The organism is Psychrobacter sp. SZ93C1, from assembly GCF_015864635.1.
Lineage (GTDB): Bacteria > Pseudomonadota > Gammaproteobacteria > Pseudomonadales > Moraxellaceae > Psychrobacter > Psychrobacter fozii.
This window is the reverse complement of the sequence record NZ_JADYWY010000006.1, coordinates 111,173-136,817: the sequence shown is the minus strand read 5'-3', so window position 1 is coordinate 136,817 and position 25,645 is coordinate 111,173. Positions and strand designations below refer to the sequence as shown.

The following is a 25,645-nucleotide window of genomic DNA, read 5'->3' as shown; positions in this document are numbered from 1 at the left end:
ACGCAGAACTTAAGGATGTTATATGGCAGGCCATTCAAAGTGGGCAAATATCAAACACCGCAAAGCTCGTCAGGATGCGGTAAAAGGTAAAGTATTTACCAAGATTATCCGTGAAATTGTTTCTGCTGCCAAGCAAGGTGACCCCGACCCTGATAAAAACCCGCGCTTACGTGCCGTGATCGAAAAAGCACTATCGGTCAACATGACCCGTGACACGATTAACCGTGCGGTCGATCGTGGTACAGGCGGTGGCGATAATGAAAACATGGAAGATGTCAGCTATGAAGGCTATGGCGTGGGCGGTGTGGCCGTACTGGTCGAGACCATGACTGACAACCTAAATCGTACGGTCAGTGAAGTACGTCATGCTTTTACGAAGAACGATGGTAATCTTGGCACTACAGGTTCAGTGGCTTATCTGTTTACCAAACGCGGCGAAATCACCTTTAACGATGTAAGCTTAGAGGATGAAGTCATGCTGGCGGCACTAGATGCTGGCGCACTCGATATCGAAAATGATGGTGAAAGCTTACTTGTCATCACTGAATGGGAAAGCTTCGGTCAAGTTCAAGACGCGCTTAATGCAGCGGGTCTTGTTTCTGACAATGCGGAAGTAACCATGTCACCATCAACCATTGCCGAAATAGACAATGTTGAAGATGCCGAAAAAGTCATGAAAATGATTGATATGCTAGAAGATATCGATGATGTACAAGAGGTTTATAGCAATGTGAACTTCTCTGCTGACGTAATGGCACAGCTTGAAGGATAATTAATATAGTCTCAAATCTGGCCTATGTTGCTGAACTTTGAGACCTAAATATTAGAAATAACCTTTAGTATTAATCATTTAAACTTTAGAGCCAGACAGTTTCTTACTGTCTGGTTTTTTGTTGTCACAAGCCACCTTATGGATATTGTTTTTGTGAAAGTTGAGGAATATAATCGCACAAAAACAGTAATAGTTATTATTTGCAATAATGCGAATAATTAAGGACTCTCTATGAGTGTTACGATCCTCCCTTCTCAACGCCCCACTACCGATACGTCTACTCTTTCTGATAACAAAACCACATCATCTCCTGTGTGTTCATTACTGGATTTCGATAAGCGTCAACCTGCCATCATTGATGAGATTGTCGCCAATAGTCGGTTTGGTGAGATCGATGGGGCTATCAGTCAACGACTAAAAGACTTAGGGTTTTTACCCAATACGTTAATTCACATTGTAGCCAAAGGATTGTTTGGTAAACCACCTTATGCAGTGCAGCTGAGCACAGGCGCACAATTTAGCTTACGTGCCGATGAACTGATAAAAATACAATGCCGCGCTGTCACATAAAGGCAAATGATAAAAGGCACTAATTGTTGGATGCCCACGTGCTCTATCCAAACGCTTTTTTCATATAGTCGATTCCATTTAAAAGTAGTACAAGGCAACCGAGTGTATACGTATATTAAATACGTCAAGCGAGGTTAACGCAGTAACGCTTTTTTAGTGGAATGACGATACCAGCCCTTTAACAGCGATTCATAAGCTTATGACCTCTTCAGCAACCCTTTCAGTACCAGCCAATCAAATAAAAGCCAGCACTGCCCCTATCACACTGGCTTTGGTCGGCGCACCCAATTGCGGCAAAACAGCTACCTTCAATGTGCTTACAGGCTCTAAAGCTAAAGTGGCAAACTACTCTGGCGTCACGGTTGATAAACGCAGTGCTAGCCTACTTGGGCACTCTAATGTCAATATTTTAGATCTACCGGGCACTTATAGTTTAAAAACAGCCAGTCTCGATGAAGAAGTCACTCGTAAAGTACTGTTTGGTCAGATGCCTGGCGAATCTGTCCCTGATGGGATTATATTTGTGGCTGATGCAACCAATCTACGTATGTCATTACGTATGTTGCTAGAGCTAAAAAACTTAGGCTTACCCATCATCGTGGCACTCAATCTAAGTGATGTGGCACAAAGCCGTGGTCTGGTCGTCGATGAGTCGATACTAGCAAATGAGCTTGGCGTTCCTTTTGTCCAGACAGTCGCCATTAAACGTAAAGGTTGTGCGAAATTACTCACTTTAGCCGATGAACTGATTGATTATATTGGTTATAGCGAGCAGCCCATACATTTTTTTGAGACTGATACTGATACCCATACGATGTACCAACAGGCTGACGATATTCTCAGCCGAGCCGTGACGGCAGCACAGCGTTTGCCCAGATGGCATGAACGTTTGGACCAATTGACACTTCACCCCGTGATAGGTGTTGTCATCTTATTAATGATTTTATTTGTCATATTTCAAGCAGTATATGCATGGGCCACACCGCTGATGGACAGCATTGAGTGGCTAGTAGGCAGCGTGGGAACTCTGTTATCACAATGGCTACCGGATGGAATATTACAAAGTCTCATTGTAGATGGTATTGTGGCTGGTGTGGGCAGCGTCGTGGTGTTTGTGCCACAGATTGCATTACTGTTTTTATTTTTGTTAATACTTGAAGATTCAGGGTATCTGCCTCGGGCCGCTTTTTTATTAGACAACCTATTGGCCAAGATAGGTCTGTCTGGACGCTCGTTTATCCCCCTACTATCAGGGTTTGCTTGCGCCGTACCAGCGGTCATGTCGACCCGTACTATTCCTAGTCATACAGAACGATTGGTAGCGATTGCTGTTTTACCCATGCTAACCTGTTCGGCTCGCTTACCTATCTATGCGCTCATTATTGCCGCTGTGATACCCAATCATGCGGTGCTTGGCATATTTAATTTGCAGGGTATTACGTTATTTGTATTATATGTGGCTGGCACGTTTTCAGCGGCGCTAATCTCTTGGCTGTTCAAACATTTTCATAACACAAAGTCAGAGTCTTCGGCTTTTCCTTTATTAATGGAGCTACCCACGTATCGTATGCCCAATGTTAGGCATATAGCGGGTGAGCTTTGGGACAAAGTAAGTGCGTTCCTAATGAAAGCCGGTACCGTTATTTTCACCTTATCTGTTGTACTATGGGTGTTGGTTACCTTTCCAGAAGCCCCTACTGGCACCGCTGGACCCGCTATTGATTACAGCTTTGCTGGTATGCTTGGGCATTTAATTGAGCCTATTTTTGCGCCTATTGGCTTTACATGGCAGATGTGTATTTCTTTGATTCCAGGACTTGCAGCAAGAGAAGTCGTGGTGGCAGCTTTGGGTACAGTATATGCCGTGGGCAGTGTCGGTGATGAAGCTATCAATCAAACGCTTATTCCAATCATTCATGCCCAGTGGGGACTTGCGACTGCATTTTCATTTTTAGCATTTTACGTATATGCGCCTATGTGTTTAGCCACGCTGACGGTTATCCGCCGTGAGACCAAATCGTTAAAGCAGACGTTGGCCATCACTGGCTATTTGTTTGTATTGGCTTATGTCATGGCTTGGGTAGTCTATCGAATAACAGGCCAAATTTTTGGATTCTAAGGAGTTAATAATGAGTATATGGTTAGAATATTTTATCGTCTTTATAATCGTTGCCATCTCTATTTACTATGTATGGACAAAGGTTATATTTAAGAAGTCACAAGGCTGCTCTGGCTGTAATAAATGCGCCAAATAAAAAAAGCACCAAACCTCATGACAGGTTTGGTGCTCAATCAATTCGTAAAAAGTAGATTTACGCTTATGGTTTACATTTGACCCCTTCAAGCGCTAACAGATATTCTTTTTTATCTAGCCCACCTGTATAACCGCCAAGCTTACCATCACTAGCAATCACTCGATGACAAGGCACGATAATACTAAAAGGGTTTTTGCTATTGGCATTAGCAACGGCACGAAACCCTTTAGGACTATCAACACGCTTTCCTAATGTGGCATAGCTGATCGTTTCGCCATGATTGATACCTTGTAGTGCACACCATACTTGTTGCTGAAACTTAGTGCCCAAGCTCATATCTATCGGCAAATCAAACGCCTGAAGCTCACCTTTAAAATACGCCGTTAATTGCGCGATGGCTTCTATCAATAACGCTTGAGAAGGCTCATTCTCGCTTAGGCTATTAGTATCTATAAAGGTAAAGTCTTGCTCTGTAAGCTTATAATGCTTTTTGAGTTTGGGAATAGATTTTGAGTGCTGCCAAGAGTTACCTGCCAGCAACCAATTGGCCTCAACGAGCATAGGGTGACCATGCTCATTGACACGGGCGATTAGCGTTAATCGATGTGATCCAAAGGCTGCTGTGGTAACTATCATGGCTTCTACTTCCCAATTGTCTTAAAAATAATTTGCTAGGGCATGTCTTCAATTCAATCGATAGTCATCTAAATGGGTTAAAAATGGCTATTTTATTCTTTATCATCAGTCTCAAATAACGCGGCAACAAACTGTTTTGGACTAAAGGCACGTAAATCATCAATCGACTCACCCACCCCAATATAGCGAATAGGCACGTCCGTTGTCTCAGCAATATTAAAGACTACGCCACCTTTCGCCGTACCATCTAACTTGGTAATGGTAATACCGGTCAATGGTACGATTTTATTAAATAACTCTACTTGGTTAATCGCATTTTGTCCTGTACCAGCATCAAGCACAATCATGCCTTCATGCGGTGCACTTGGATCGGCTTTACGCATGACACGTACGACTTTCTCTAGTTCGGCCATCAAGTGAGTTTTGTTTTGCAAGCGACCAGCAGTATCCGCGATTAACACATCGATATTTTTGGCTTTGGCAGACTGCATGGCATCGAAGATGACAGACGCGCTATCAGAACCATGACCTTGCGCTACTACTGGTATGTTATTACGCTCACCCCATATCTGTAGTTGCTCTGTCGCAGCAGCACGGAACGTATCGCCCGCCGCTAACATGACTGATTTACCTTCACCTTGCAGGCGCTTGGCAAGCTTACCAATCGTTGTTGTTTTACCCACACCATTGACACCAACGACTAGGATGACAAATGGCTTTTTGGTGCTATCAATCACTAAAGGTGCGACTTTCGGGGTTAAAATATCGACCAGCTCACTTTGCAGTGCTTTATATAATGAGTGTGCATAAATCAAATCACCACGGGCGGTCTGTTCAGTGAGACTTTTGATAATACGATTGGTTGCATTCACCCCAATATCGGCAACAAGCAGCTGATCTTCAACTTCTTCTAATAGCTCATCATCGATCTCTTTGCCACCGATCAAGATACTGACCATACCTTCGGCTAGGTTTTTACGTGACTTACTCAGCCCCGTTTTCATACGATTAAACCAACTGCCTTTTTTATTGTTTTCTTGGCTCTCTACTGATTCTGGCACCGTCTGAGTTACCGCTTGCGAATTGCTACTTGCAGCGCTAACAGCTGATGTATCGCCTAACTGGTCCTGCAATGGCATGGTTGGCGCAGTAGAAATGCTACTAGGTGTTGCGGCGTTATCTTTATTAACTGTATCACTTTCGATTGGCGAGCCCAGAGCGATATTGTCTGCTGCATTGGCGACAGCATTGATACTTGGTACTTCTTTATTTACCGTGCTGTCTTTTTTCACTGCTGCAACATCGACAGTCTCATCGATAATGGGTACGGATTGTGCCGATAGACTGGGTAAAGTAATATCGTCGTCATCCAAGTCATCAAGATCTCCATCGAGGTTAATGACCACACGGCTATTATTATTTGGGTTATTCATAAGCTTGCCCTAAAAGTTATCACAATCAGTTATTTGTTTATTTTAAATGGATTTATCGGTCATGATGTTTTGACCATCGACATGACAAATAATTTTGCCCTAGTTTAGCATAATTCAGGTTATGCTCAGCCCTTACCATCATAGACTATCGTCAAAATTTATAAGTTTAAGAGATCATATAACCGACTGAGAAAGTTTTGCTTAAGGTTTGGACACAAAAATCTGACTTTACACATGTTAAACTTCACCTACTCTACCAGTCTTACTTCCTTGTTCTAGCTTTTCATTCTATACCTAGAAACCACTTTGGTTATCACCTTTTAGGAGTTACCTATGTCATCACTATCTAACACTTATAAAAAACATGCACAGAAAATAATCAGTATCAGTACCGTAATGCTGATAGCGACCGCCACACTAGCAACAACAGGCTGTAACACCACACATGATATTAAGCCAACTGCTACTGTTATGGTCGGTGCACACACTTCTCTATAGCACTTTATCACGACAACTAAGGCCTATTAGACATTCACAAATTATCAGTGCTTTTCTAACGTTAAGTCATCTGAAAAGTTCAATCGTCTAAACAATAGCCACTGTCTGTCTATACCATAGCTGCATAGTGAACCTGTCCTAATATATTGTTTGATTTATCAATCATCAGTTTACAAGCTATCATTTTATATGAGTAGAACACATCATGATATTGTCTTTACCACTACCTAAAACCGCTTTACGCATTGCTTGTTCCATCGCAATGATGACGACCCTTGCCGCGTGCCAGACCAATGCTATCGATCCGAAGCTATTGTCTACCGCTCAAATTCCAGCAACTCCGAGCACATTGAACCAAGATAAAGCGGGTCAAAACCAAACGACCAATGATAGCCAGTCATCATCATTATCCATGGATATGTCAGGTCGACATGAGTATCAGTTAGAGAACGGTCTGAAAATAGTGATAAAAGAAGACCATCGTGCACCAGTGGTCATGTCTCAGATTTGGTATCGAGTAGGTTCAACTGATGAACCCATTAACAAGGGTGGTATCTCTCACTTACTTGAGCATATGATGTTTAAAGGCACTACTGACGTGTCAAGTGATGACTATGAGCGCTTAATTGCCAAGTTTGGCGGCGTCAACAATGCCTTTACGAGCTACGACTATACGGGTTATTACGAGCTGTTCCCTGCCAACCGATTCCCACTAGCGCTTGAGCTAGAAGCAGATCGCATGAAAAATCTACTGTTCAATGAAAAAGAGTTTGTCAAAGAGCACCAAGTTGTCATGGAAGAGCGCCGTCAGCGTACCGATGACAATCCACTGGCAAAAGCATACGAGTCATTTCGTTTACTCGCATTGCCTGATAGTCCAAAAGGTGAATCCGTCATCGGCCCCATGAGCGAGCTTGAATCAATCACACTACCGGAACTCAAAGACTGGTATCAAAAATGGTACGCACCAAACAATGCAACCTTAGTCATCGTGGGTGATGTCGACCCTCAAGACGTGTTGGCTCAGGCCAAACGATACTTCGGTGAGCTAACGCCGAGCGCTTTACCGAAACGCCCTACTGTCAGCCAAAAAGGCTTCCGTGGCTATCAGAAAGTCGACTCCGAGCAAGCCGTACAAGTACCGGTTTTATTAATGGGCTATAACGTACCTAGCCTCGTCACAGCAGGTGAAAATAATGAAAAACAAGCGTATGCGCTCTCACTGGCCCAAGATGTATTAGATGGTGGCTTGTCTGCTCGCCTTGAGAGTCGACTGATACGTGAGCAAGGGCTACTGACCACAGTAGGAACGTCTTATGATTTGCTCGATCGCGGCGATGGTTTGTTCCTGATTCAAGCCACTCCACGTGAAGGCGTGAGCTTAGAACAAGCACAGCAAGCCATTATGACTGAGATAGAGAAGCTAAAAACCGATCCAATTGCTGCCGACGAAATCAGTCGCGCCAAAACCAACACGGTGACAGGGCTTGTCTACGCACAAGACAGCATGGAAGGTCAGGCACGTATGATTGGCTCATTACAGTCCATTGGACTGGATGACAGACTGCTTGCGGAGCTACCAGCCAAACTTGATGGCATCTCGATCGCTGACATACAAACGGCCAGTAAAAAATATTTAGTAAAAGACAATTTAACGGTCATGCATGTCATCCCGCCTAAAGACCAAGCCAACACAAAAAAATAATGGTGTGGTGATTATGCCGAGCATAAAGACGTTACTATTAATAAGAAGAAAACCATGACTCAAAATAATGACTTATTACAGATACGAAAAAACCCTCTAAATCATGCACGAATGCCAATGCAACGCTTAAACACCGCCTCTAAAAAACTCTCTCAACTGAGCATGGGTATATTATTCGGTATGACGATATTGACGATACCAGCACAGGCGGACTCGGCGGCTACGGAAGAATACCGCGGCTCAGCGGCTGCCGTAGATACGAGCGCACCCATTGCAGCATTATCGAAATTGACGAGCTTAAATGACGCCAAACCTTTGACCGTCACCGTACCGACAATTCAGCAATTCAAAACCAAATCGGGTGTACCTGTACGCTTTGTACAAACCACAACATTGCCAATTGTCGATATCGACTTGCGCTTTAATGCAGGTAGCGCACGTGATGGCAGCATCCAAAAAGATGGCTTTGGTATTGCTAGTATGACAGCGACCATGCTGACGCAAGGCTCTAAAAGCTTGGATGAAAATAAATTCACACAAGCAGTTGAAACATTGGGTATAAACCTAGACAGCAGTGCCTATAAAGACATGTTTATCGTCTCATTGCGGAGCTTATCTGATGATAAACATCTGCTGCCTGCCATCGATTTAATGACTCAAATGCTCAGCGAACCTGCTTTTGACGATGATATTTTAGCGCGCAACAAAGCACGATTATTGGTCGGTTTGCAGCAACAAAAACAAGATCCAAACAGCCTTGCCAGCATTGCTTTTGATCAGGCACTATACGGGGAGCATCCCTATGCTCATCCATCCGCTGGTACGCTTGAAAGCGTCCCTAGTATCGGCAAACAACAGCTGATAGATTTTAAAAACCGTTATTTAGTCGCGGCTAATGCTTCGCTTGCTATGACGGGGAATTTAACCTTAGCACAAGCAAAAAAACTGGCTGAAGATATCACCACCGAGCTACCAATAGGTCAAATGGCAACGGAGTTACCTGAGCCGAAATCACTAAGCCAAGCAAAGCACATTCATATTCCATTTCCGAGTACTCAAACCACCGTACTGATGGGCCAGTTAGGCAGTAAACGCGCTACTAATATAAAAGATCAGCAGCAGCAAACAAACTTTGCTGTCGGCAATGAAGTTATGGCGGGCGGAGATTTTAATGCACGGCTGATGACTGAAATCCGACAAAATCTTGGCTACACCTATGGCATATCAGGATCTATGAACCCAATGCTTGCAAAAGGTCCTTATCAAATTGGGTTTTCGACTCGTAATGATAAAGCTCGTGCTGCCATTGATGCCAGTTTAGAGGTTATCAATGATACTTTAGATGAGGGTATTACCAGTAGCGAGATGCAGCTGACAACAGATGGTCTTAAGAACAGCTTTCCAATGGGATTTGCGAGTAATGCGGGGATTAATGGTTTACTTGGCATGATGAATTTTTATCAGTTACAAGACAATTATCTGACTAATTACGTCAATCGTATTGACCAAGTAAAGCTATCGGAGGTCAATCAAACAATGCGTGACACGCTAAAGCCTGATGATTTTTTAATTGTCACTGTCGGCCAGGATGACCCTTGGAAAGATAAGAAGTCTAAAAAGTAATTATTTAATTTAAGAGCGATGCCAGAAATAGCATCGCTCTTGACGTTTATCTTTAGTGATAAAGACAGTTGAGGATATATTTAATTGGCAATGGTTACGGCAACGTCATAAATAAAATTTTCAGGCTTATAGTCTGCCCCATTGTAAGCCAGTCGAATCACGTGCTTGTCGTAAGAGCTTACTTGATAGTCACCATTGGCAAAGTTATGCAACGTAGGTACTATTAATAATGCTTCGATTTGACGATTATTAACTTTAACAGAAATATTTTGACCTTCTTGTGGATATAGAAAATAATCACAATAATCATCTACCATGACTTCTGCAGTACGCTCAACGACCTGACTGCCGACATCTTCTTGTATCAGTTTTGGACAGACATCTGAACGTTGTGAAGCCAATCGAGCGTAAGAGTTTCGAATATTGTCTTCAATCTCTTGCGCCTCTTGTAAGGTTTTATCAGCATTGTTAGCAGTCGCCTCTGTCATTGGCATACTGTCTTCAAAAATAGAATCTGGACTGCAAGCACTGATAAATAAAATTGAGAAAATGGCTGAACCAAATAAAACAATGCGCTTGTTATTTAACTTCAAAAATGTTTTTGCGGGCTTACAGATATTATTATTTTTTGCTGAGTACTGCTTTTTCATAAATTCTACTTATAATAAATTTCTTGCAAAATTATGGAATTACCAAGATTGACAGGCAAGCTTTACAAGCTATCTAGCGACTCAATCAAGAGATCAAATAAGTGTTACTTTTAGTTATGCGAATATAGTCTATCAACATATTCGTTAATACCAAAAAAATTTATGACTCATGCGTTTATTTCTTACTTTTGAACCATCTCACAGTTGATAATCTAATCACTGATGAGCAATCTTAATAGCGACAGGGCGAGCCACTACTCGCATGGTTGAACCCCCACTTACGATAGCCATCAGTATCTAAATGAATAGCGCCTGTCGCATATAACCCTAAACCAAAATTATGCCCGCTTCCCTGATATTGCCAAAATTGACACAATCCATCCTGCATTGTACTACGCTGCCATGGGTTATATTCATATTCTGGCACCCAGATGTCCATAGCGCTAGCATTCATGTGCTTGCTGCTGTCAGCACCGCCTGCACAATCATTGAGGCCGGGACTACGATATACCGAACGTATTTCACTACTTGCAGGCAAGATGCCCTGCTGCTTGAGCTCACTATACAGACGTAACGTCGGTACAATGTTTGCCCATAATTCTTGCGGTGGCAACTGATAAGGCTCATAGCCACATTTACTCCAGCTGCGAGCAGTAGTCAATAGCTGTGATAGTGGTGGTACGTTTTTTGCGCCCACTTGCGAGCTGAGATAGCGTTGATACTCTGCCACTTGTTTGGCACGGTAACTGTTGTTATTCAGCCAGACATTAAAGTCAACACTGACAGCGTCATTGTCATCATTGCTCCCTGTGTCATGGCCATCATGATTGTGTTCTGTACCATAAGTGGTCGGACGCCGGTTGATATTGACACGTTTGTTTTCTTCGATAGATAGACGGGCATCCAAATTAAAATCACGCTGTTTTTGAGCAATCAATCCCTGCATGCTATCGCCATTGGTAGCATTGCCGCCACTCAGTATCGTAACACCAGGGCTGTGAATTGAGCCATTTGTGGAAGGTTCAATGTAGACATTACTACCTTGACGTACTTGTATTCGACGTTCACTATTGTCACTGGTAAGCGCAGCATGGGCAGAAATACTGCTGGCACACACAAGTAATGCAATCATAGGCTGCTGAATATGCCTATAGTTTCGGGCTGTTATATTGATCATCGCAAGAGACTACCGCTAAAAACGTTTTATCGATACTATCAAATTTTCAGCAAGCAGGCTAAACTATCGCTTCTAATCAGAGGTGTGATATTCGTAATTAACACTTATCCTCATGATTTTTATAATTATGTGACTTTATTGCTTAGGTGTTACTTTTTACACAACATTGCATTAGGACGTGTCTTCATTTCAAAAATGGTGATAAAAACGAGATAAATTGCCGTCAAATAAGAAAAATAGCGCAGATAATATCGGGATATTAACCAGCTATTTGACGATGTTTGGCAAGATTTAGCCATTTTTAGCCCATTTAGATGACTATCGGGTGAATTGAAGACACGCCCTAGTAAATAACATCCTGTTCTCTCTGAATCTATATCATTAGATAAAACTTTTCTTTTACACCAATTGCCAGACTCACTTTGCCTATGTCTTCTAATCCGCAATATCGTTTTTCACGTCAGAGCCATCACTTCGGCCAAGGTCATGCACCAACGCTATGGCAGCGTATTCATATCGACCCATGGCTAACACTGCTTTTATTAACGGTTTGCTGCATTGGTTTGACGATTTTATACAGTGCTGCAGCCCAAGACGTCAATATGGTCATACGCCAGATGATCAGCTATGGTGTGGCGTTTACGGTCATGGTTATTATGGCGCAGATACCTCCTAGTATTTATCGTACCTTTACGCCCATATTTTATGTGCTTGGGCTGATACTGTTGGTGCTAGTTGATATCATCGGCGAAGTACGTATGGGTGCTCAGCGGTGGATTAACCTACCTGGGTTTGGTAGTGTCCAGCCATCAGAATTTATGAGACTGGGCATGCCGATGATGTGTGCTTGGTTTCTGTCCAAACGTGAGTTACCACCGTCTGCCTCTAGTATCGCTATCACGTTGGGATTAATCATAGTACCTGTCTTATTGATTGCCAAAGAGCCTGACCTTGGCACCTCGATATTGGTAGCAGCCAGCGGTATTTTTGTGTTGTTTTTAGCAGGGCTATCTTGGCGACTGATTTCAGCAGCAGCCATTCTAGCCGTACCTCTTATCGCCTTCGCTTGGAACTTTCTATTACACGACTATCAGCGAACACGCGTCATGACATTGCTAAACCCTGAAGCCGATGTTCAAGGGGCTGGTTGGAATATTATTCAATCCAAAACCGCTATTGGGTCTGGTGGCCTCACAGGAAAGGGCTACTTAGAGGGTACGCAGTCGCACCTACACTTCTTACCAGAGGGTCATACGGATTTTATTATTGCCGCTTTTTCTGAAGAATTTGGCTTGCTAGGTGTATTGCTATTGATGTTTATTTACTCTTGTATCCTCATGCGCGCCTTGTACATTGCCTTTACCCATCCTGATGCCTATAGCAGATTGTTAGCAGGTGCTATTGCCATGTCCTTCTTTGTTTATGTATTCGTCAATGTCGGTATGGTTGGTGGTATTTTACCTGTGGTTGGTGTCCCTCTACCTTTTATCAGCTATGGTGGTACTGCTATCGTAACGCTAATGGCAGGCTTTGGGCTGCTAATGTCTATTCACACCCATAAATCAGGTTAACGCTGATTTGTCAAAAAATACTTAAAGATAACTGGGATGAGTAAAATAGAATGTCACTCCTCCTAGCCAATCTTTTAACCATTAAATTAACGGATTAAAGTAGTGGGTTTAGACAGCAGTAAATTTAAAAACAGCTGAGCATGAATATTAAGCAATCAAATATTAGACCCAACTAATGATTTTTAGTATCTGACTATTTCAATAGAAAATATAATGGCCGTCAAAAAATCACTCATACACGCTATAAAAAACAATTATAAATAGTTGATATATATCATATAAACATCAATCCTGCCTTTCGTTTCTTCCTCAAAGAATACACCTCCACAAATAGTACTGATAGATTTTAATCCTTGTTTTTTACAAATAATTGCGTTAACCTCGTTCAAATGTACTTTGATACATAACCCGTACAGAGCTACTAAAAAAGTTTTCATTCAATTATATTCTAGTTGTAGCCCAGCCGTATAGTAAGCAGCTTGTAGATTTTGAGCTTTCAAATACACTACTTAATTAACGGTTTAGCCACAAAGTTATACGTAAAGTCATTTATTAGATAATAGGTTTAGTACTTAACTTTCCTATTTAAGTAATGTGCTTTATGAATATCGTTGACTATCATTTGAGCGTGTCATAAGTACCTTCAGTTAAGTGACTGTAACCGACTTATGATGATGAAAAATTACCCTATATTAAAATCTATAAAAGTCCTATCTAGTATCAATTATTATATAAAACTAGATTAATAATGCGGCTTTAGAGTGTATGACACAGTTAATTCGAACGGATACTGTGACACTCTATCTAACATGATTAGAGTTAGGTTTTAATGTACATGTTATAGAGGTATCTATGAATAAGCGTTTATCTGGTTTACTTACCGTATCAGCAGTATTGTTTGCTGGCTCTACAGCCGTTACTAATGCCAATGCTGCAGACTCCAAAACCTCCCTTGCGATGATTTCACAAGATAACGCCTCCCATATCGATCGTGTGCTTGGTGAGCTTAGCCGTCAACATGATGGTGCATCAAGTTTGGTTAAGTCAGCACGTCAACCTACTTCTTTAGCACTTAGCAGTTCACTGTTGGCTAATGACTCAACCCAAGTAAGCAATGATGAAGACGTACTAGAGCGTCTGACAGCCGTTGCCTCTAATTCAGTCAGCAAATTTAAGCAGACTGGCCTAGCGTCTTGGTATGGTCGTAAATTTCATGGCCGTAAAACAGCCAGTGGCGAAACCTTTGACATGAACGCATTGACGGCGGCACATCGCTCATTACCATTGAACTGTTATGTTAAAGTTACCAATAAGACAAACGGTAAAAGCGTCGTGGTAAAAGTGAATGACCGTGGTCCATTCCATGGCAACCGCGTATTAGATCTATCTTATGGCGCTGCTAAACGCCTAGGTATTACGAACAAAGGGGTCGGCAACGTTTCTATTGAGCGTGTTTCAGGACCATAGTTCTGCCGCAACCTTTATCTGATAGCTATATCAAACAATAAAAAGCGCCTAACCATGATGAGTTAGGCGCTTTTTTATTTAGCTTAAATTGACTATATCAGAATCAAAGACATAAGACCTTACAATTCAAATGCGCTCTCAATCGCATCATCAAGCCGCTCTACCGCAATGACATTAATACCTTTAAACTGAGGTGCATTCTTAGCAGGCGCATTGGCCTTCGGAATAATGGCATGCTTGAATCCATGCTTCATCGCTTCTTTGAGACGCTCTTGCCCATTAGGTACAGGGCGAATTTCACCAGAGAGTCCTACTTCGCCAAAAACTGCTAATGACGATGGTAATGCCCGTTCCTTAATACTTGAGGCACAGGCCAATAGCACTGCTAAATCAGAACCTGTCTCGATGACTTTGACACCGCCGACCACATTGACATATACATCTTGCCCACTGGTATGAATGCCACCATGACGGTGCATGACAGCTAGCAACATAGATAGACGCTGAAAATCTAACCCCAATGCCATCCGCCTAGGTGAACCTTGCGAATCATCAACTAAGGCCTGTACTTCTACCAATAGAGGTCTTGTGCCTTCGCGGCTGACCATAACAACAGACCCAGCCACAGGTTTGTCATAACGACTCAAAAATATCGCTGATGGATTGGCGACTTCTTTAAGACCCATGTCAGTCATACCAAAGATACCCAACTCATTAACCGCACCGAAACGGTTTTTGACGGCACGAATCATGCGAAACTTGGAGTCTGACTGACCTTCGAAGTACAACACTGTATCTACCATATGCTCGAGTACACGAGGTCCTGCTAGCGTGCCCTCTTTCGTCACATGACCCACTAAGAATAGTGCGGTGCCCGTTTGCTTAGCATAGCGGGTCAAAATCGCCGCAGACTCTCGAATCTGACTGACACCGCCCGGTGCAGAGTTAATCGCATCTGTATAAATCGTCTGAATAGAGTCAATAATAGCAATCGCTGGCTGCTCTTGTGTCAAAGCTGCACAAATTGTTTCCACATTGGTTTCAGCGAGTACGCGAAGCCTATCTGCGGGCAAGTCTAAACGTTTGGCGCGCATGGCTACCTGCGCAAGTGATTCTTCACCCGTCACATACAGTGCACTACCTGCGAGTGAGTCAGCACGTGCCATATTAGTCGCTGTTTGCAACAAGATAGTCGACTTACCAATACCAGGATCACCACCTATGAGCACCACAGAACCAGCAACCAATCCACCACCAAGCACTCGATCAAACTCACCAATGCCCGTTGGTAGGCGCGTGTCTAATGTTACGCTGACTGCATTGAGTGGCATGACCGCGCTATGCGTACCTGAATAATTACCCGCAGGTGCACCAGTACTACGAGAAGCGGCACGACTGGCATTAGGTTTGGCTGTGTTTTTATTATGATGTGGCATGCTGACATTAGGCGCTTCGACCAAGCTATTCCATTCGCCACAATCGGTACACTGACCTGCCCACTTGCCAAAATGTGCACCACAATGCTGACAGACATAACTGCTCTTATTTTTTGCCATAATTTATGAGCCTTATTCAGGTGTTCAATCAAAAATAACTGAGAAAATATCGTGACACTTGTATGAGTGCTAGTGTAACTATAAGTTTAAGTTTAAGAATGACTTAGAGATTAATCAGCCATAGCCATAATAGGCTGTGACCGATAGAAGGGACGGTATCAAATGAGGTGACGTTCTAAAAATAAGAAAAGTAGCGATAGCAGTAGCTGGCTGAAGGCATCAGTTAAACCTTTTGACTCTAGCAACCAGCTTAAATATTAGCGTGGTATATATGAAAAAGTATCGGTTTATACCTGAAAATCCTTACCTAAATAGACAGACTTCACCAATTCATTATCTAAAACTTCAGCCGAAGTACCTTCCGCAATGATGGCGCCCTCTGAAACGATATAAGCTTTTTCACAAATGGCCAATGTATCGCGTACATTATGATCCGTAATTAAAACCCCGATGCCACGATTCTTTAGAGACAGAATAACGTCTTTAATATCGCCTACAGAGATAGGATCAACACCTGCAAAAGGCTCATCTAATAAGATGAATTTTGGGTCGGCTGCTAATGCGCGCGCAATCTCACAGCGACGACGCTCACCACCTGACACACTCATCCCCAAAGATTTTCGTACATGCTCTAAATGGAATTCACCAATTAATTTTTCAAGCTCTTGCTTTTGCTCACTTTTACTTAACTCTTTATGAGTTTGCAAAATAGCCAGAATGTTGTCTTCGATAGACAACTTACGGAAAATAGAAGCTTCTTGCGGTAAATACCCAATACCTGCACGAGCACGCTCATGCATTGCATATTTAGATAGGTCCATTTTTCCTAACGTCACACGGCCTTTATCCATGTTAACCAGACCCACCACCATATAAAAACTGGTCGTCTTACCCGCACCATTGGGTCCTAACAACCCAACGACTTGTCCTTGTTCAACAGAGAACGAGACATCTTTTACGACCCAGCGTTTACCATAGCGCTTACCTAGATTTTGCATCGATAATCGCTCAGCAGGTACTGTACTATTACCTGTGGCTGGAGAGTCTATATTTTTACTATCACTCATAACTTACTCATACTGTTGAAAAATCTAAGCACTGGTGCAGGCTGGTTTGAATATTGATACATAGACGATTTAACGTCTTAGCGTACGCCACTTTGGCTGCTGCTATTACTGGGTGGAAACACCAACTCTACTCGTTGATTACCACCAGCAGTTGCCTCAACATCACCTGCTTTTAAGCTATAACGAATGACATTACCAGCAAAACTTGCACCATTCTGAACCAACTTGGCATTACCCGTTAGAGTGATGATGCCAGTGACTGCATTATAATCGATCTTGCTGGCTTGGCCTTTTGCTAAGCCTTTTTCTTGAGTCACTACCTGCTGCATAGTCGCTGGACGCCCAGTCGCTACGGCGGAGTTAATACTACGCTGTTGCGATAAATTGACAGTGATATTGTCCGCTGTCATCTTAAATGTACCTTGGGTAATACTAACATTGCCTGAGTAACTGGTCACGCCTGTACGCTCACTATAAGTCGCTTTGTCAGCCAGCAGTTTTATTTCTTGATTGGAATCTGATGGTAGCGCATGGCTATAAAGTGGTAATGCTAGCAGCATGACCATTGGTAACTTGCGCAGTTGACGCAAGCTATGTGTTTTTGCATTTGAGCGCAAAGTAGGCAAAAATTTAGATTTCATAAAATCACTCGTTTTATAATGGGTAGTAGAATTTGCAAACTTTATGCTAGCTGCTGTCTTTTTATATAAGCAATAAGCACCGTTATCATTAGAACAATGCTTTATCTTGACGTTCAGAAGGGGTAAAAGCAACAGCGACGTGGCCAAACTCATACTCACCTGTTTCAAGATTGGCAGTCATACTAGAGGCTTCAAACCGGTTCATTCCTTGCTCGACCTGAACAGGCTCGTCACTATATACTTTGCCTGACTTAGTATTACCTTTAAGGATACTACCTGTCACTTTTATCGGCTCAACCTCAGACGTACCTTTTTTGCCTTCGCTAACAAGTGAGAAGCCACCTGACAAACTAAGCTCACCTGTCTCTTGACTGATAGCAGCCGTACCCGCTTCAATACGATAGCGCTGTTCAGCGGACGGCTCCCAATTCATAGTGATACCTGACATTTCGTCCAGATTGGTCTCTGGATTATGCGTCAAGGACTCAGCCGTCAGCTCATACTCAGTCTCACCTTCATCGTTAGTCTGTACCGCCTTAATTTCTGATGCCTCATAATCGACATCAGTGGGCGCCATACTAACTGGTGGCGCAATATCACCCTGCTGCTGAAAAAACCAACCTGCAATACCAGCAATAATTAATGCAATAATTACTAAAACACGAGTATTCACGACAAATCATCCTGAGTTTTTACTTCATCAAGCGTATAGTGCGCAATAAAGTCTTGATAGTGTCCATGACCCTTTAAGATGAGATCACATATTTCGCGTACAGCACCAGTGCCACCTGCACGAGTTGTGACCATATCGCTTCGATTGATTACTTCCGCATGCGCATTAGGGACTGTTGCAGCAAACCCGACTGTTTGCATCGCTTTAATATCTGGTAAATCATCACCCATATAAGCACAATCAGCGGCCGTAATATTGAGTGCTGGATCAAGGGTTGATAGCAGCTCATTTAGCGCAATGAGCTTATCATCACGTCCTTGTACCACATAGCCAACACCCATCTCGAGGGCACGTTTATCAACCATAGCACTGCTACGGCCAGTAATAATAGCCGTTAAGATACCATAACGCGCTAAAGACTTAACACCAACGCCATCATGAACTGAAAATGTTTTGGTCTCGATACCATTGGCGTCATAGATGATTTGACCATTTGATAATATACCATCAACATCCATTACCAGTAATTTTACTTGTCCAGCTTTTTTGATTAAGTCCTGCATCATCTACCTCTTGCTTAAAGCCGTTTATTAGATTTTATTATGATACGCCGATACCACCAGTCTACTTACTTTACACCCGCTTGCAACAAGTCATGTACCGTAATAATCGCTTCTAAACGATCTTCGTCATCAATAATTAATAACTGACTGATACTGTTTTCATTCATCACGCTAAGTGCATCTGAGGCACGCATAGATTTACTAATACGGCGTGGATTACTAATCATCAATTCACCCATTGGCGTTTGTAGATCAATGCCTTTTTCTAGGCCACGGCGCAGGTCACCATCTGTAAACACACCAATGACTTTATCACTCTCATCAGTCACCACTGTCATACCCAAACGCCCAGCAGACATCGTAAACAAAGCTTCTTGCAGTGGAGCGTTCTGATGAATAAGTGGCAAACTTTCAGACTGAGTATGCATCAAATCTTCAACTCGCGTTAGCAGCTGACGACCTAATGCACCGGCTGGATGCGACAATGCAAAATCTTCTGAGGTAAAATTGCGAGCATGTACTAAAGCAACTGCCAGTGCATCGCCAAGGGCCAACGTGGCCGTGGTGCTCGAGGTAGGTGCCAGATTAAGAGGACAAGCTTCCTGAAACTGACCAAGTGTCAAGACAATATCAGCGGCACGAGGCAGCATGCCACGCTTATCACGGCTAATGCTAATCAATGGAATATTTAAACGTTTAACAACAGGCAGTAGCATCTTGATTTCATCAGACTCACCCGAGTTAGAGATAGCCAGTAGCACATCACCCTTTACTAACATACCCAAGTCACCATGTCCCGCTTCACCAGGATGCATAAAAAATGATGGAGTACCAGTAGAGGCAAATGTTGCCGCGATTTTACGGCCAATCAATCCTGACTTACCCATACCGGTCACTACCACTCGACCCTGACAGGCCAAGATAGTATCGCAAGCTTGTGCAAATCTATCATCTATCTGTTCTGTCAATAATGTTAGCGCAGATATTTCGGTATTAATCGCCTCAATAGCTCTATTGATAAACTGATTATGGGTCAAATTGGCTTGGGTATTATCCATAAAAACGCTCTATTTTTATAATGAATCAATCAGGTATTTTACTACACTATGACTAATATTAATAATATTAGGCTGTTAATAGCATCAGGCAAAACCTATCGATAGCCATTACGAACTATCTATTGAATCATTATTGTGTGTTTGTTTATACAAAAAAAACCCACTATAGTAGCAGGTCTTAATCGAATAAGTCATATCTTAACGATACAGTTGAGGCAATGCACTGAGATATTTAACCGTTGTTATCATTAGATCCATCATTTGGCTTATCTTCAAAGCCTGCGTTGTCTGCTGGATTCTCAAAACCACGGTCCTGACCAAATCCACCACGCTCAAAACCGCGCTCTTGACCTTGACCAAAGCTACCGCGTTCAAATCCGCGCTCTTGGCCTTGGCTAAATCCGCCACGATTAAAACCACTACGGTTAGAAGCAAAACCACGCTCTTCAAAACCACCCGTGCTAGCAGGGTTACTGCCACGCTCGAAACCGCCACCTTGATAGGCCGTTGGCGCTGCGCTTTGAGGTTGTTGGGTACTAGTGCCAGTCGTCGTACTACTACGAGGATTTCGAGCTGGTACTACGGTCGAGATAGCATGTTTGTACACCATTTGACTCACAGTATTCTTAAGCAAAACAACATATTGATCAAATGACTCAATTTGGCCTTGCAGTTTGATGCCGTTGACCAAAAAAATAGAAACAGGAATGCGGTCTTTGCGCAGCGAATTCAAGAACGGATCTTGTAAAGTTTGTCCTTTTGACATGAAATCTCTCCTAAATATTATATAGTTATGTTTTGAGCGCCAATTATTTTAAGTGTTGATTTAATTATAATGGCTGAAGGTAGATACAATAATAAGCTATCTTTATAAAACGTATCTAAATAAACCCTAATTGTTGTCAAGTGATTCCACTTTATCGTGAATACATTATTATTGTAAATAATTAAGTAACTACTTGTATCATTGATGATTATTTTCAACAAGCATCAGTAACTAGCAATTAGGAAAGTAGTGTTAAAGCCGTTACTTTCATAGATTTAAATTATAGCAGTTATCTACGTTATAATTTGAAACTAATTGTCACTACTTTCTGATGGCTGTGTAGCGTCTGTTTCTATACCAAATTTTCAGTACATTACGCTTTACGCGCAACTTACCCTTGAGCTGATAGTCTACTCATACGAGCAATTTTTAGTATAGATACTCTCTTGCCTGCACCATCGTTGTAAATGACTTTATAATCATACCCGTGTTTATAGAGCTATTCTCATCGTTAGATAAATCAGGCATCTTTACCACATCTGTCGTGGCATGAGGCAATTGCATTACTTTACGCAACCAAGTGTACTGCCGTTTTGCCAGTTGTCTTGTAGCATATAATGCCTTATTTTGCATTTGCTGACAAGCAAGTGACTCGGTCTCTGCACTGGATAGCAATGATTGCGCTGACAGCTCAGCGGTATTATTTGATGTTGCTTGTCCATCTACTGATTCTGAATATTCTCCAAAAGCAGCATAAAACTGCGCTTTGTCCAAATGCGGTAACTCAAATATTGGATGATCAATATGTACCAAATACTCTAATACCTGTCGATAGCCAACACAGCGCATAGCAGGCAAATTAGGTGTTAATGTATATTGCTCAAGTAAGCCAATCACTTCAGCTACCAGCCCTTCATCCCACATTATATCTAAACGCTGAGCAATACGCGCATGCAGCCATGGACGATTTGGCATCACTGATAGTGCATGCCATTGCTGCTTTGGATTATGTGCCAGTGCTTGTTTAGGTTGACGTTGCCAGTCACTAATTGGGATGTTTGTTTGCAGATAAACTTCAATCGCTCGGGTAATGCGCTGAGTATCAGTTGCATTAAGACGCTCATGACTTATCGGGTCAACTTGACCAAGGTAATCATGCAGTGCTTCAATACCTTCCTCTTGCCGCCACTGATCCACACGAGCGCGCACGCTATCATCACTATCAGGCACAGGTGATAGTCCATCAAGTAGCGCCATGTAATACATCATGGTACCACCCACTAGCAATGGTATCTTGCCATTCTTATGACAGTTATCAATCAAATTAGCAACATCTGCAACAAACTCAGCAACACTATAGCTCTGTGTCGGATCAATGATATCAACCAGATGATGTGGATAACGTGCCAGCTCATCAGCTGACGGCTTTGCTGTACCGATAGTCATATCACAGTATATCAATGCTGAATCTACTGAAATTAGCTCGTAGCGCCCTGTATCATATAGCTCATATGCCAATGCAGTTTTGCCACTTGCGGTTGGCGCCATAAGACAGACTACGCTATTATCCGCTAGCTTGTGAGGGAGGCTATCAGACGAATGTTGCATAAGGTGGCCTTTCATAATGTATGGATAACGGTTATTTTTAAGTATTCAGGATAGCATTAGCCTTACTAAGTAGTGGCTATCTATTGCTTTAATAGCATTGTTCATAATTATTTCAGTAAGATCGTTCGCAAAAACCATTGAATCCTGTGCAGACATTTGCATATTTATTTCAATAAGTTGCTGATTAAGCTCATTCGCACTGTCTGGCAATCTAGCTTTTTTGAATATTTGATGACCAGATGCAAGTGACTCAAATAACTGACTTACTTTAAACTGCCAACCTTTAGCGTTTATCAATACACACTGCTCTTGGTGATAAAATAACAGCCAAGGTAGCTGTTTGTCCTCTGCGTTTGAGTCAATACCAATAGCCTCTACATCGTCAATAATATCTAAGCAAACTGGTAAGGATACAGATGCAAGCATTCCAGCGGAACAAAGTGAAGAGCTACTGCTAGCTTGGCCTGATCGCTCATCAATATAAGCGTGCGTTGACTCTTGAGATAACGGCTTGCTTGGAAATATATTGCTTAAAGATGCATTGCTTGAAGACGATGGTTTGGCTGAAAACGATTGACTTGAATCGGGTTGATAAGGCTGCCTAGGCGCTTGTACTTGCCCGTTGTAGCTTGAGCCATTTGTAGACAGAGCATTTGACACAGACAGCTCTGATAGATTGCCTTTAGACATATCACTGTTTGAAATATCACTGTCTGATAAATCCGATATTTTCGAGCTAGTAACCTTTGACGTTGGTACAGAGGTGGGCACACTGATTGTTTTCAGTTGAGACTGAATCGTGTGATTTAAGTGCGCCATGATATTATTTAGTGGGCTAATCTTAATGCGCTGCTTCGATGGATGCACATTGATATTGAGCCATTGGGTTGGTAGGTCAAAATAAAGTGCGTAACCCATACCATTTAATTGCGCACTCTGAGCCAATTGACGCATCTGATTACTAATCAATGCTTCTTTGACCAGTCGACCATTCACATAGATTAGCTTTGGCAAGTCAGATTTTTCATGATGCAGCGGCCATAGCCAGCCACTAATCGCTGCCTGACTAATATTGCTATTACCGTACTCTACAGACGGCTGTATAAGATTCGTTAAATCTATCGATATTGCTAACGCATTATCCGTCAATGCCATGCCAGTCGCTTGTTCTAGACGCGGCAATGGCAAACGACTGTCATCGTGATTATTCATACCCGTAGTACTTGCGGATAATGACAGCCGTTTTTTATTGTCGTGAAACAGCGTCAGCGACACATCTGCTCGTGCCAAAGCAACTTCTCGCACGATAGTCTCAATATGCCCAAACTCAGTCGCAATAGATTTCAAATTACCGCGACGGGCTGGTACATTAAAATATAAATCTTTGACGGTAATCGTCGTTCCACAATTGTGTACGACAGGTATTAATTTTGGTGTATCAGCCAAGACACCAGCGACCTGTAACTGACGACCAACACCGCTATCATCATGGCTACTCGTCAGAGTCAAACGGGACACTGCAGCCGTTGCTGCTAATGCCTCACCGCGAAACCCCAAAGTAGTAATTCCGTGTAGATTAGCGACATCAGCAACCTTACTGGTTGCGTGACGGGTAATGGCCATGACCATATCATCGGGATGGATACCAACGCCATTATCGACCACTTCAATCAAGCCCATACCGCCTTGAGTGATGCGAACCTCAATATTGGTCGCGCCTGCATCGATGGCATTTTCCAGCAGCTCTTTGACCACAGCTGCCGGACGCGTCACTACCTCACCCGCTGCTAATTGATTGATTAACAATGGCGACAGTTTTTTGATACGTGTATTAGCGTAATTATCAGACATGAATAAGCATCATATATTTTGGGCTACAGGCGTTTGGTACAACATTCAATTTTGAGCGTTGATAGATCTAAATCTAGCGCTTGTCCTGCTTTCGATAGTCGCAACTCCACCAAACGAGATTCTTTACCATGATGATCACCATCACCTTGGGTCATATCAATAAACAAAGTCGGCGGTGGTAAATAGCCATCCGCACGGCTAGCCCATTCGATGATAACTAATGCTTCAGGCTCATCGAGATACTCATCAAACCCAATGAAAGACAGTTCTTCTGGATCTTGCAGACGATATAAATCTGCATGATAAACTGGCTTAATCGAGCCATCACTTTTCTGAATACTGTAAGGCTCAACCAAGGTATACGTTGGGCTTTTGACTGCGCCTGCATGACCAAGCGCTTGCAGCCAATAACGAGTCAACGTGGTTTTACCTGCACCCAAGTCACCTGCCAGCCACACACTGCCTGTCAATGGCAAATCAGCTAACTGCTGCGCCAATGATTGAGTATCTTGCTCAGAGTTCAGTATCAATGTTTGAGAGTATGTGTCGTCTTTTATAGATTCATCAGTGTGCATCAGTCTGAACCTGCCTGTACTTGCTCTGTTTGTACCTGCTCTGTCTGTACTTGCATGGTCACTGATGGGTTGATAAAACTCTCACCGCGAATCAGTTTGGCATACAGTTCAGGGTCATGCCATTCTTTAGAAACTTGGTCACTAAATGCAAATTCTTCCAAAACCAGTTTGCCCATTTGATCATTGGCCACATCATCAGCGAAACACTGCGCATAACCCGTTGCTGTTTCGTGGGCAATCACTGAATAAACACTGACATCTGACTCGCCATTTTGCATTTGAGTCTGGCGCAAAATCTCTTGTGCCCAAAAGAAGATAACGCGTGAGAATTGCTCTGCTGACGGTGATACTGGCAAGCTTATCCAGCGCGCACTGAACTTCTTACAGGCATCGATATACTCAGGATCGTCTTTATTCCAAAAACAGATAGCATGATCAAAGCTGTCGATGATGTCTTTGATCGAAGACTTTAACAGACCAAAATCATAGACCATCTGACCGTGATCTAAGCGCTTGGCTTCTAGAATCAGCTCAATCTGATAGCTGTGACCATGGATAGAATGCTTGCAACGTTCAGAACTACAATTACGAACGATATGAGCATTTTCAAATTTAAAAAGTTTACGAATACGCATAATAATTTGACCAAAACAGTAAGCACGATGGTGCTAAATGTTAATAAATAAGAGTTTGCCGCGTCTATTCATCGGCTTGTCGCTCATTATAGCAAATCGCCATGTATCCGTAAGTAAGCACTTATGAATACTCATATTTATTATACGAATTGACATGACGCAATTTTAGTTAATAGGAGCAATCCATTTAATCGTAGACGAATTGTGCGAATACTATCTATTACTAGTGCTTAAGCCTATACTCAACCCAGTAAACGGCTATGTTGGCCGTCATTATAACGGCACTGCCTCAAAC

The 25,645-nt window shown here is 42.5% G+C and carries 23 protein-coding genes; 8 read left to right on the top strand and 15 right to left on the bottom strand.

Annotation, left to right across the window (positions count from 1 at the left end; genetic code table 11):
• Nucleotides 1–22 precede the first annotated feature (22 nt).
• The 3 genes from I6E83_RS09305 (at nt 23) to feoB (ending at nt 3,461) form a co-directional block, all read left to right on the top strand.
• Nucleotides 23–772 carry a YebC/PmpR family DNA-binding transcriptional regulator gene (locus I6E83_RS09305; RefSeq protein ID WP_197101368.1) on the top strand — a complete coding sequence of 250 codons (750 nt, stop codon included), beginning with the start codon at nt 23–25 and terminating at the stop codon, nt 770–772.
• Between the two features lie 231 nt (nt 773–1,003).
• Nucleotides 1,004–1,342 (top strand): FeoA family protein, encoded by a 339-nt coding sequence (locus tag I6E83_RS09300; protein ID WP_197101367.1) that lies wholly within the window; start codon nt 1,004–1,006, stop codon nt 1,340–1,342.
• A 199-nt stretch (nt 1,343–1,541) separates the two neighbouring features.
• Entirely contained in the window at nt 1,542–3,461 is a 1,920-nt protein-coding gene (feoB, locus tag I6E83_RS09295; RefSeq protein ID WP_197101366.1) for a ferrous iron transport protein B, read from the top strand.
• Nucleotides 3,462–3,660: 199 nt separating this feature from the next.
• Here the strand turns inward: feoB and I6E83_RS09290 are convergent, their stop codons facing one another.
• Both I6E83_RS09290 and ftsY read right to left on the bottom strand, forming a co-directional pair.
• A complete protein-coding gene (locus I6E83_RS09290; protein WP_197101364.1) occupies nt 3,661–4,233 on the bottom strand; it encodes a methylated-DNA--[protein]-cysteine S-methyltransferase in 573 nt (190 codons plus the stop codon).
• 92 nt (nt 4,234–4,325) lie between these two features.
• Nucleotides 4,326–5,666, bottom strand: coding sequence for a signal recognition particle-docking protein FtsY (gene ftsY, locus I6E83_RS09285; RefSeq protein WP_320158388.1), 1,341 nt, complete (start codon nt 5,664–5,666; stop codon nt 4,326–4,328).
• Between the two features lie 333 nt (nt 5,667–5,999).
• On the opposite strand from ftsY, the gene I6E83_RS09280 reads away from it, so the two are divergent.
• The 3 genes from I6E83_RS09280 to I6E83_RS09270 all read left to right on the top strand — a co-directional run bounded on the left by I6E83_RS09280 (nt 6,000) and on the right by I6E83_RS09270 (nt 9,492).
• Nucleotides 6,000–6,164, top strand: coding sequence for a hypothetical protein (locus I6E83_RS09280; RefSeq protein WP_197101362.1), 165 nt, complete (start codon nt 6,000–6,002; stop codon nt 6,162–6,164).
• 205 nt (nt 6,165–6,369) lie between these two features.
• Nucleotides 6,370–7,869 carry a M16 family metallopeptidase gene (locus I6E83_RS09275; RefSeq protein ID WP_413787059.1) on the top strand — a complete coding sequence of 500 codons (1,500 nt, stop codon included), beginning with the start codon at nt 6,370–6,372 and terminating at the stop codon, nt 7,867–7,869.
• A 54-nt stretch (nt 7,870–7,923) separates the two neighbouring features.
• Nucleotides 7,924–9,492 (top strand): M16 family metallopeptidase, encoded by a 1,569-nt coding sequence (locus I6E83_RS09270; protein WP_197101360.1) that lies wholly within the window; start codon nt 7,924–7,926, stop codon nt 9,490–9,492.
• Nucleotides 9,493–9,572: 80 nt separating this feature from the next.
• Here I6E83_RS09270 and I6E83_RS09265 read toward each other — a convergent pair whose 3' ends face one another.
• Both I6E83_RS09265 and I6E83_RS09260 read right to left on the bottom strand, forming a co-directional pair.
• Nucleotides 9,573–10,142 carry a hypothetical protein gene (locus I6E83_RS09265; protein WP_197101358.1) on the bottom strand — a complete coding sequence of 190 codons (570 nt, stop codon included), beginning with the start codon at nt 10,140–10,142 and terminating at the stop codon, nt 9,573–9,575.
• 232 nt (nt 10,143–10,374) lie between these two features.
• Nucleotides 10,375–11,274 carry a D-Ala-D-Ala carboxypeptidase family metallohydrolase gene (locus I6E83_RS09260; RefSeq protein ID WP_227680890.1) on the bottom strand — a complete coding sequence of 300 codons (900 nt, stop codon included), beginning with the start codon at nt 11,272–11,274 and terminating at the stop codon, nt 10,375–10,377.
• 473 nt (nt 11,275–11,747) lie between these two features.
• Between I6E83_RS09260 and rodA the strand changes: the two genes are divergently transcribed.
• Both rodA and I6E83_RS09250 read left to right on the top strand, forming a co-directional pair.
• Complete coding sequence (rodA, locus tag I6E83_RS09255; RefSeq protein ID WP_197101499.1) at nt 11,748–12,890, top strand: rod shape-determining protein RodA; 1,143 nt, start codon at nt 11,748–11,750, stop codon at nt 12,888–12,890.
• An 852-nt stretch (nt 12,891–13,742) separates the two neighbouring features.
• Nucleotides 13,743–14,357 (top strand): septal ring lytic transglycosylase RlpA family protein, encoded by a 615-nt coding sequence (locus I6E83_RS09250; RefSeq protein ID WP_197101354.1) that lies wholly within the window; start codon nt 13,743–13,745, stop codon nt 14,355–14,357.
• A gap of 119 nt (nt 14,358–14,476) precedes the next feature.
• On the opposite strand, the gene radA is transcribed toward I6E83_RS09250, so the two are convergent.
• The 11 genes from radA to I6E83_RS09195 all read right to left on the bottom strand — a co-directional run bounded on the left by radA (nt 14,477) and on the right by I6E83_RS09195 (nt 25,350).
• Nucleotides 14,477–15,913 carry a DNA repair protein RadA gene (gene radA, locus I6E83_RS09245; RefSeq protein ID WP_197101352.1) on the bottom strand — a complete coding sequence of 479 codons (1,437 nt, stop codon included), beginning with the start codon at nt 15,911–15,913 and terminating at the stop codon, nt 14,477–14,479.
• A 287-nt stretch (nt 15,914–16,200) separates the two neighbouring features.
• Nucleotides 16,201–16,980 carry an LPS export ABC transporter ATP-binding protein gene (gene lptB / locus I6E83_RS09240; protein ID WP_413787058.1) on the bottom strand — a complete coding sequence of 260 codons (780 nt, stop codon included), beginning with the start codon at nt 16,978–16,980 and terminating at the stop codon, nt 16,201–16,203.
• Between the two features lie 77 nt (nt 16,981–17,057).
• A complete protein-coding gene (gene lptA / locus I6E83_RS09235; protein WP_227680898.1) occupies nt 17,058–17,546 on the bottom strand; it encodes a lipopolysaccharide transport periplasmic protein LptA in 489 nt (162 codons plus the stop codon).
• A 163-nt stretch (nt 17,547–17,709) separates the two neighbouring features.
• Nucleotides 17,710–18,294, bottom strand: a complete 585-nt coding sequence (gene lptC, locus I6E83_RS09230; protein WP_197101348.1) for an LPS export ABC transporter periplasmic protein LptC — start codon at nt 18,292–18,294, stop codon at nt 17,710–17,712.
• On the bottom strand, nt 18,291–18,857 hold the full coding sequence (locus I6E83_RS09225; protein ID WP_197101495.1) for a KdsC family phosphatase: 567 nt from the start codon (nt 18,855–18,857) through the stop codon (nt 18,291–18,293). Before I6E83_RS09225 ends, lptC begins: the two co-directional genes overlap by 4 nt.
• Nucleotides 18,858–18,922: 65 nt before the next feature.
• Nucleotides 18,923–19,915, bottom strand: a complete 993-nt coding sequence (locus I6E83_RS09220) for a KpsF/GutQ family sugar-phosphate isomerase (RefSeq protein ID WP_197101346.1) — start codon at nt 19,913–19,915, stop codon at nt 18,923–18,925.
• Nucleotides 19,916–20,147: 232 nt separating this feature from the next.
• A complete protein-coding gene (hfq, locus tag I6E83_RS09215) occupies nt 20,148–20,681 on the bottom strand; it encodes an RNA chaperone Hfq (RefSeq protein ID WP_110923773.1) in 534 nt (177 codons plus the stop codon).
• Nucleotides 20,682–21,110: 429 nt separating this feature from the next.
• A complete protein-coding gene (miaA, locus tag I6E83_RS09210) occupies nt 21,111–22,289 on the bottom strand; it encodes a tRNA (adenosine(37)-N6)-dimethylallyltransferase MiaA (protein ID WP_197101344.1) in 1,179 nt (392 codons plus the stop codon).
• Nucleotides 22,290–22,334: 45 nt separating this feature from the next.
• Nucleotides 22,335–24,140, bottom strand: a complete 1,806-nt coding sequence (gene mutL / locus I6E83_RS09205) for a DNA mismatch repair endonuclease MutL (RefSeq protein WP_197101343.1) — start codon at nt 24,138–24,140, stop codon at nt 22,335–22,337.
• Between the two features lie 23 nt (nt 24,141–24,163).
• Nucleotides 24,164–24,715: a tRNA (adenosine(37)-N6)-threonylcarbamoyltransferase complex ATPase subunit type 1 TsaE gene (gene tsaE / locus I6E83_RS09200; protein WP_197101341.1), complete on the bottom strand. Its 552-nt coding sequence runs from the start codon at nt 24,713–24,715 to the stop codon at nt 24,164–24,166.
• Nucleotides 24,715–25,350, bottom strand: a complete 636-nt coding sequence (locus tag I6E83_RS09195) for a 6-pyruvoyl trahydropterin synthase family protein (protein WP_197101333.1) — start codon at nt 25,348–25,350, stop codon at nt 24,715–24,717. The genes tsaE and I6E83_RS09195 overlap by 1 nt, the downstream gene beginning before the upstream one ends.
• Nucleotides 25,351–25,645: the final 295 nt, after the last annotated feature.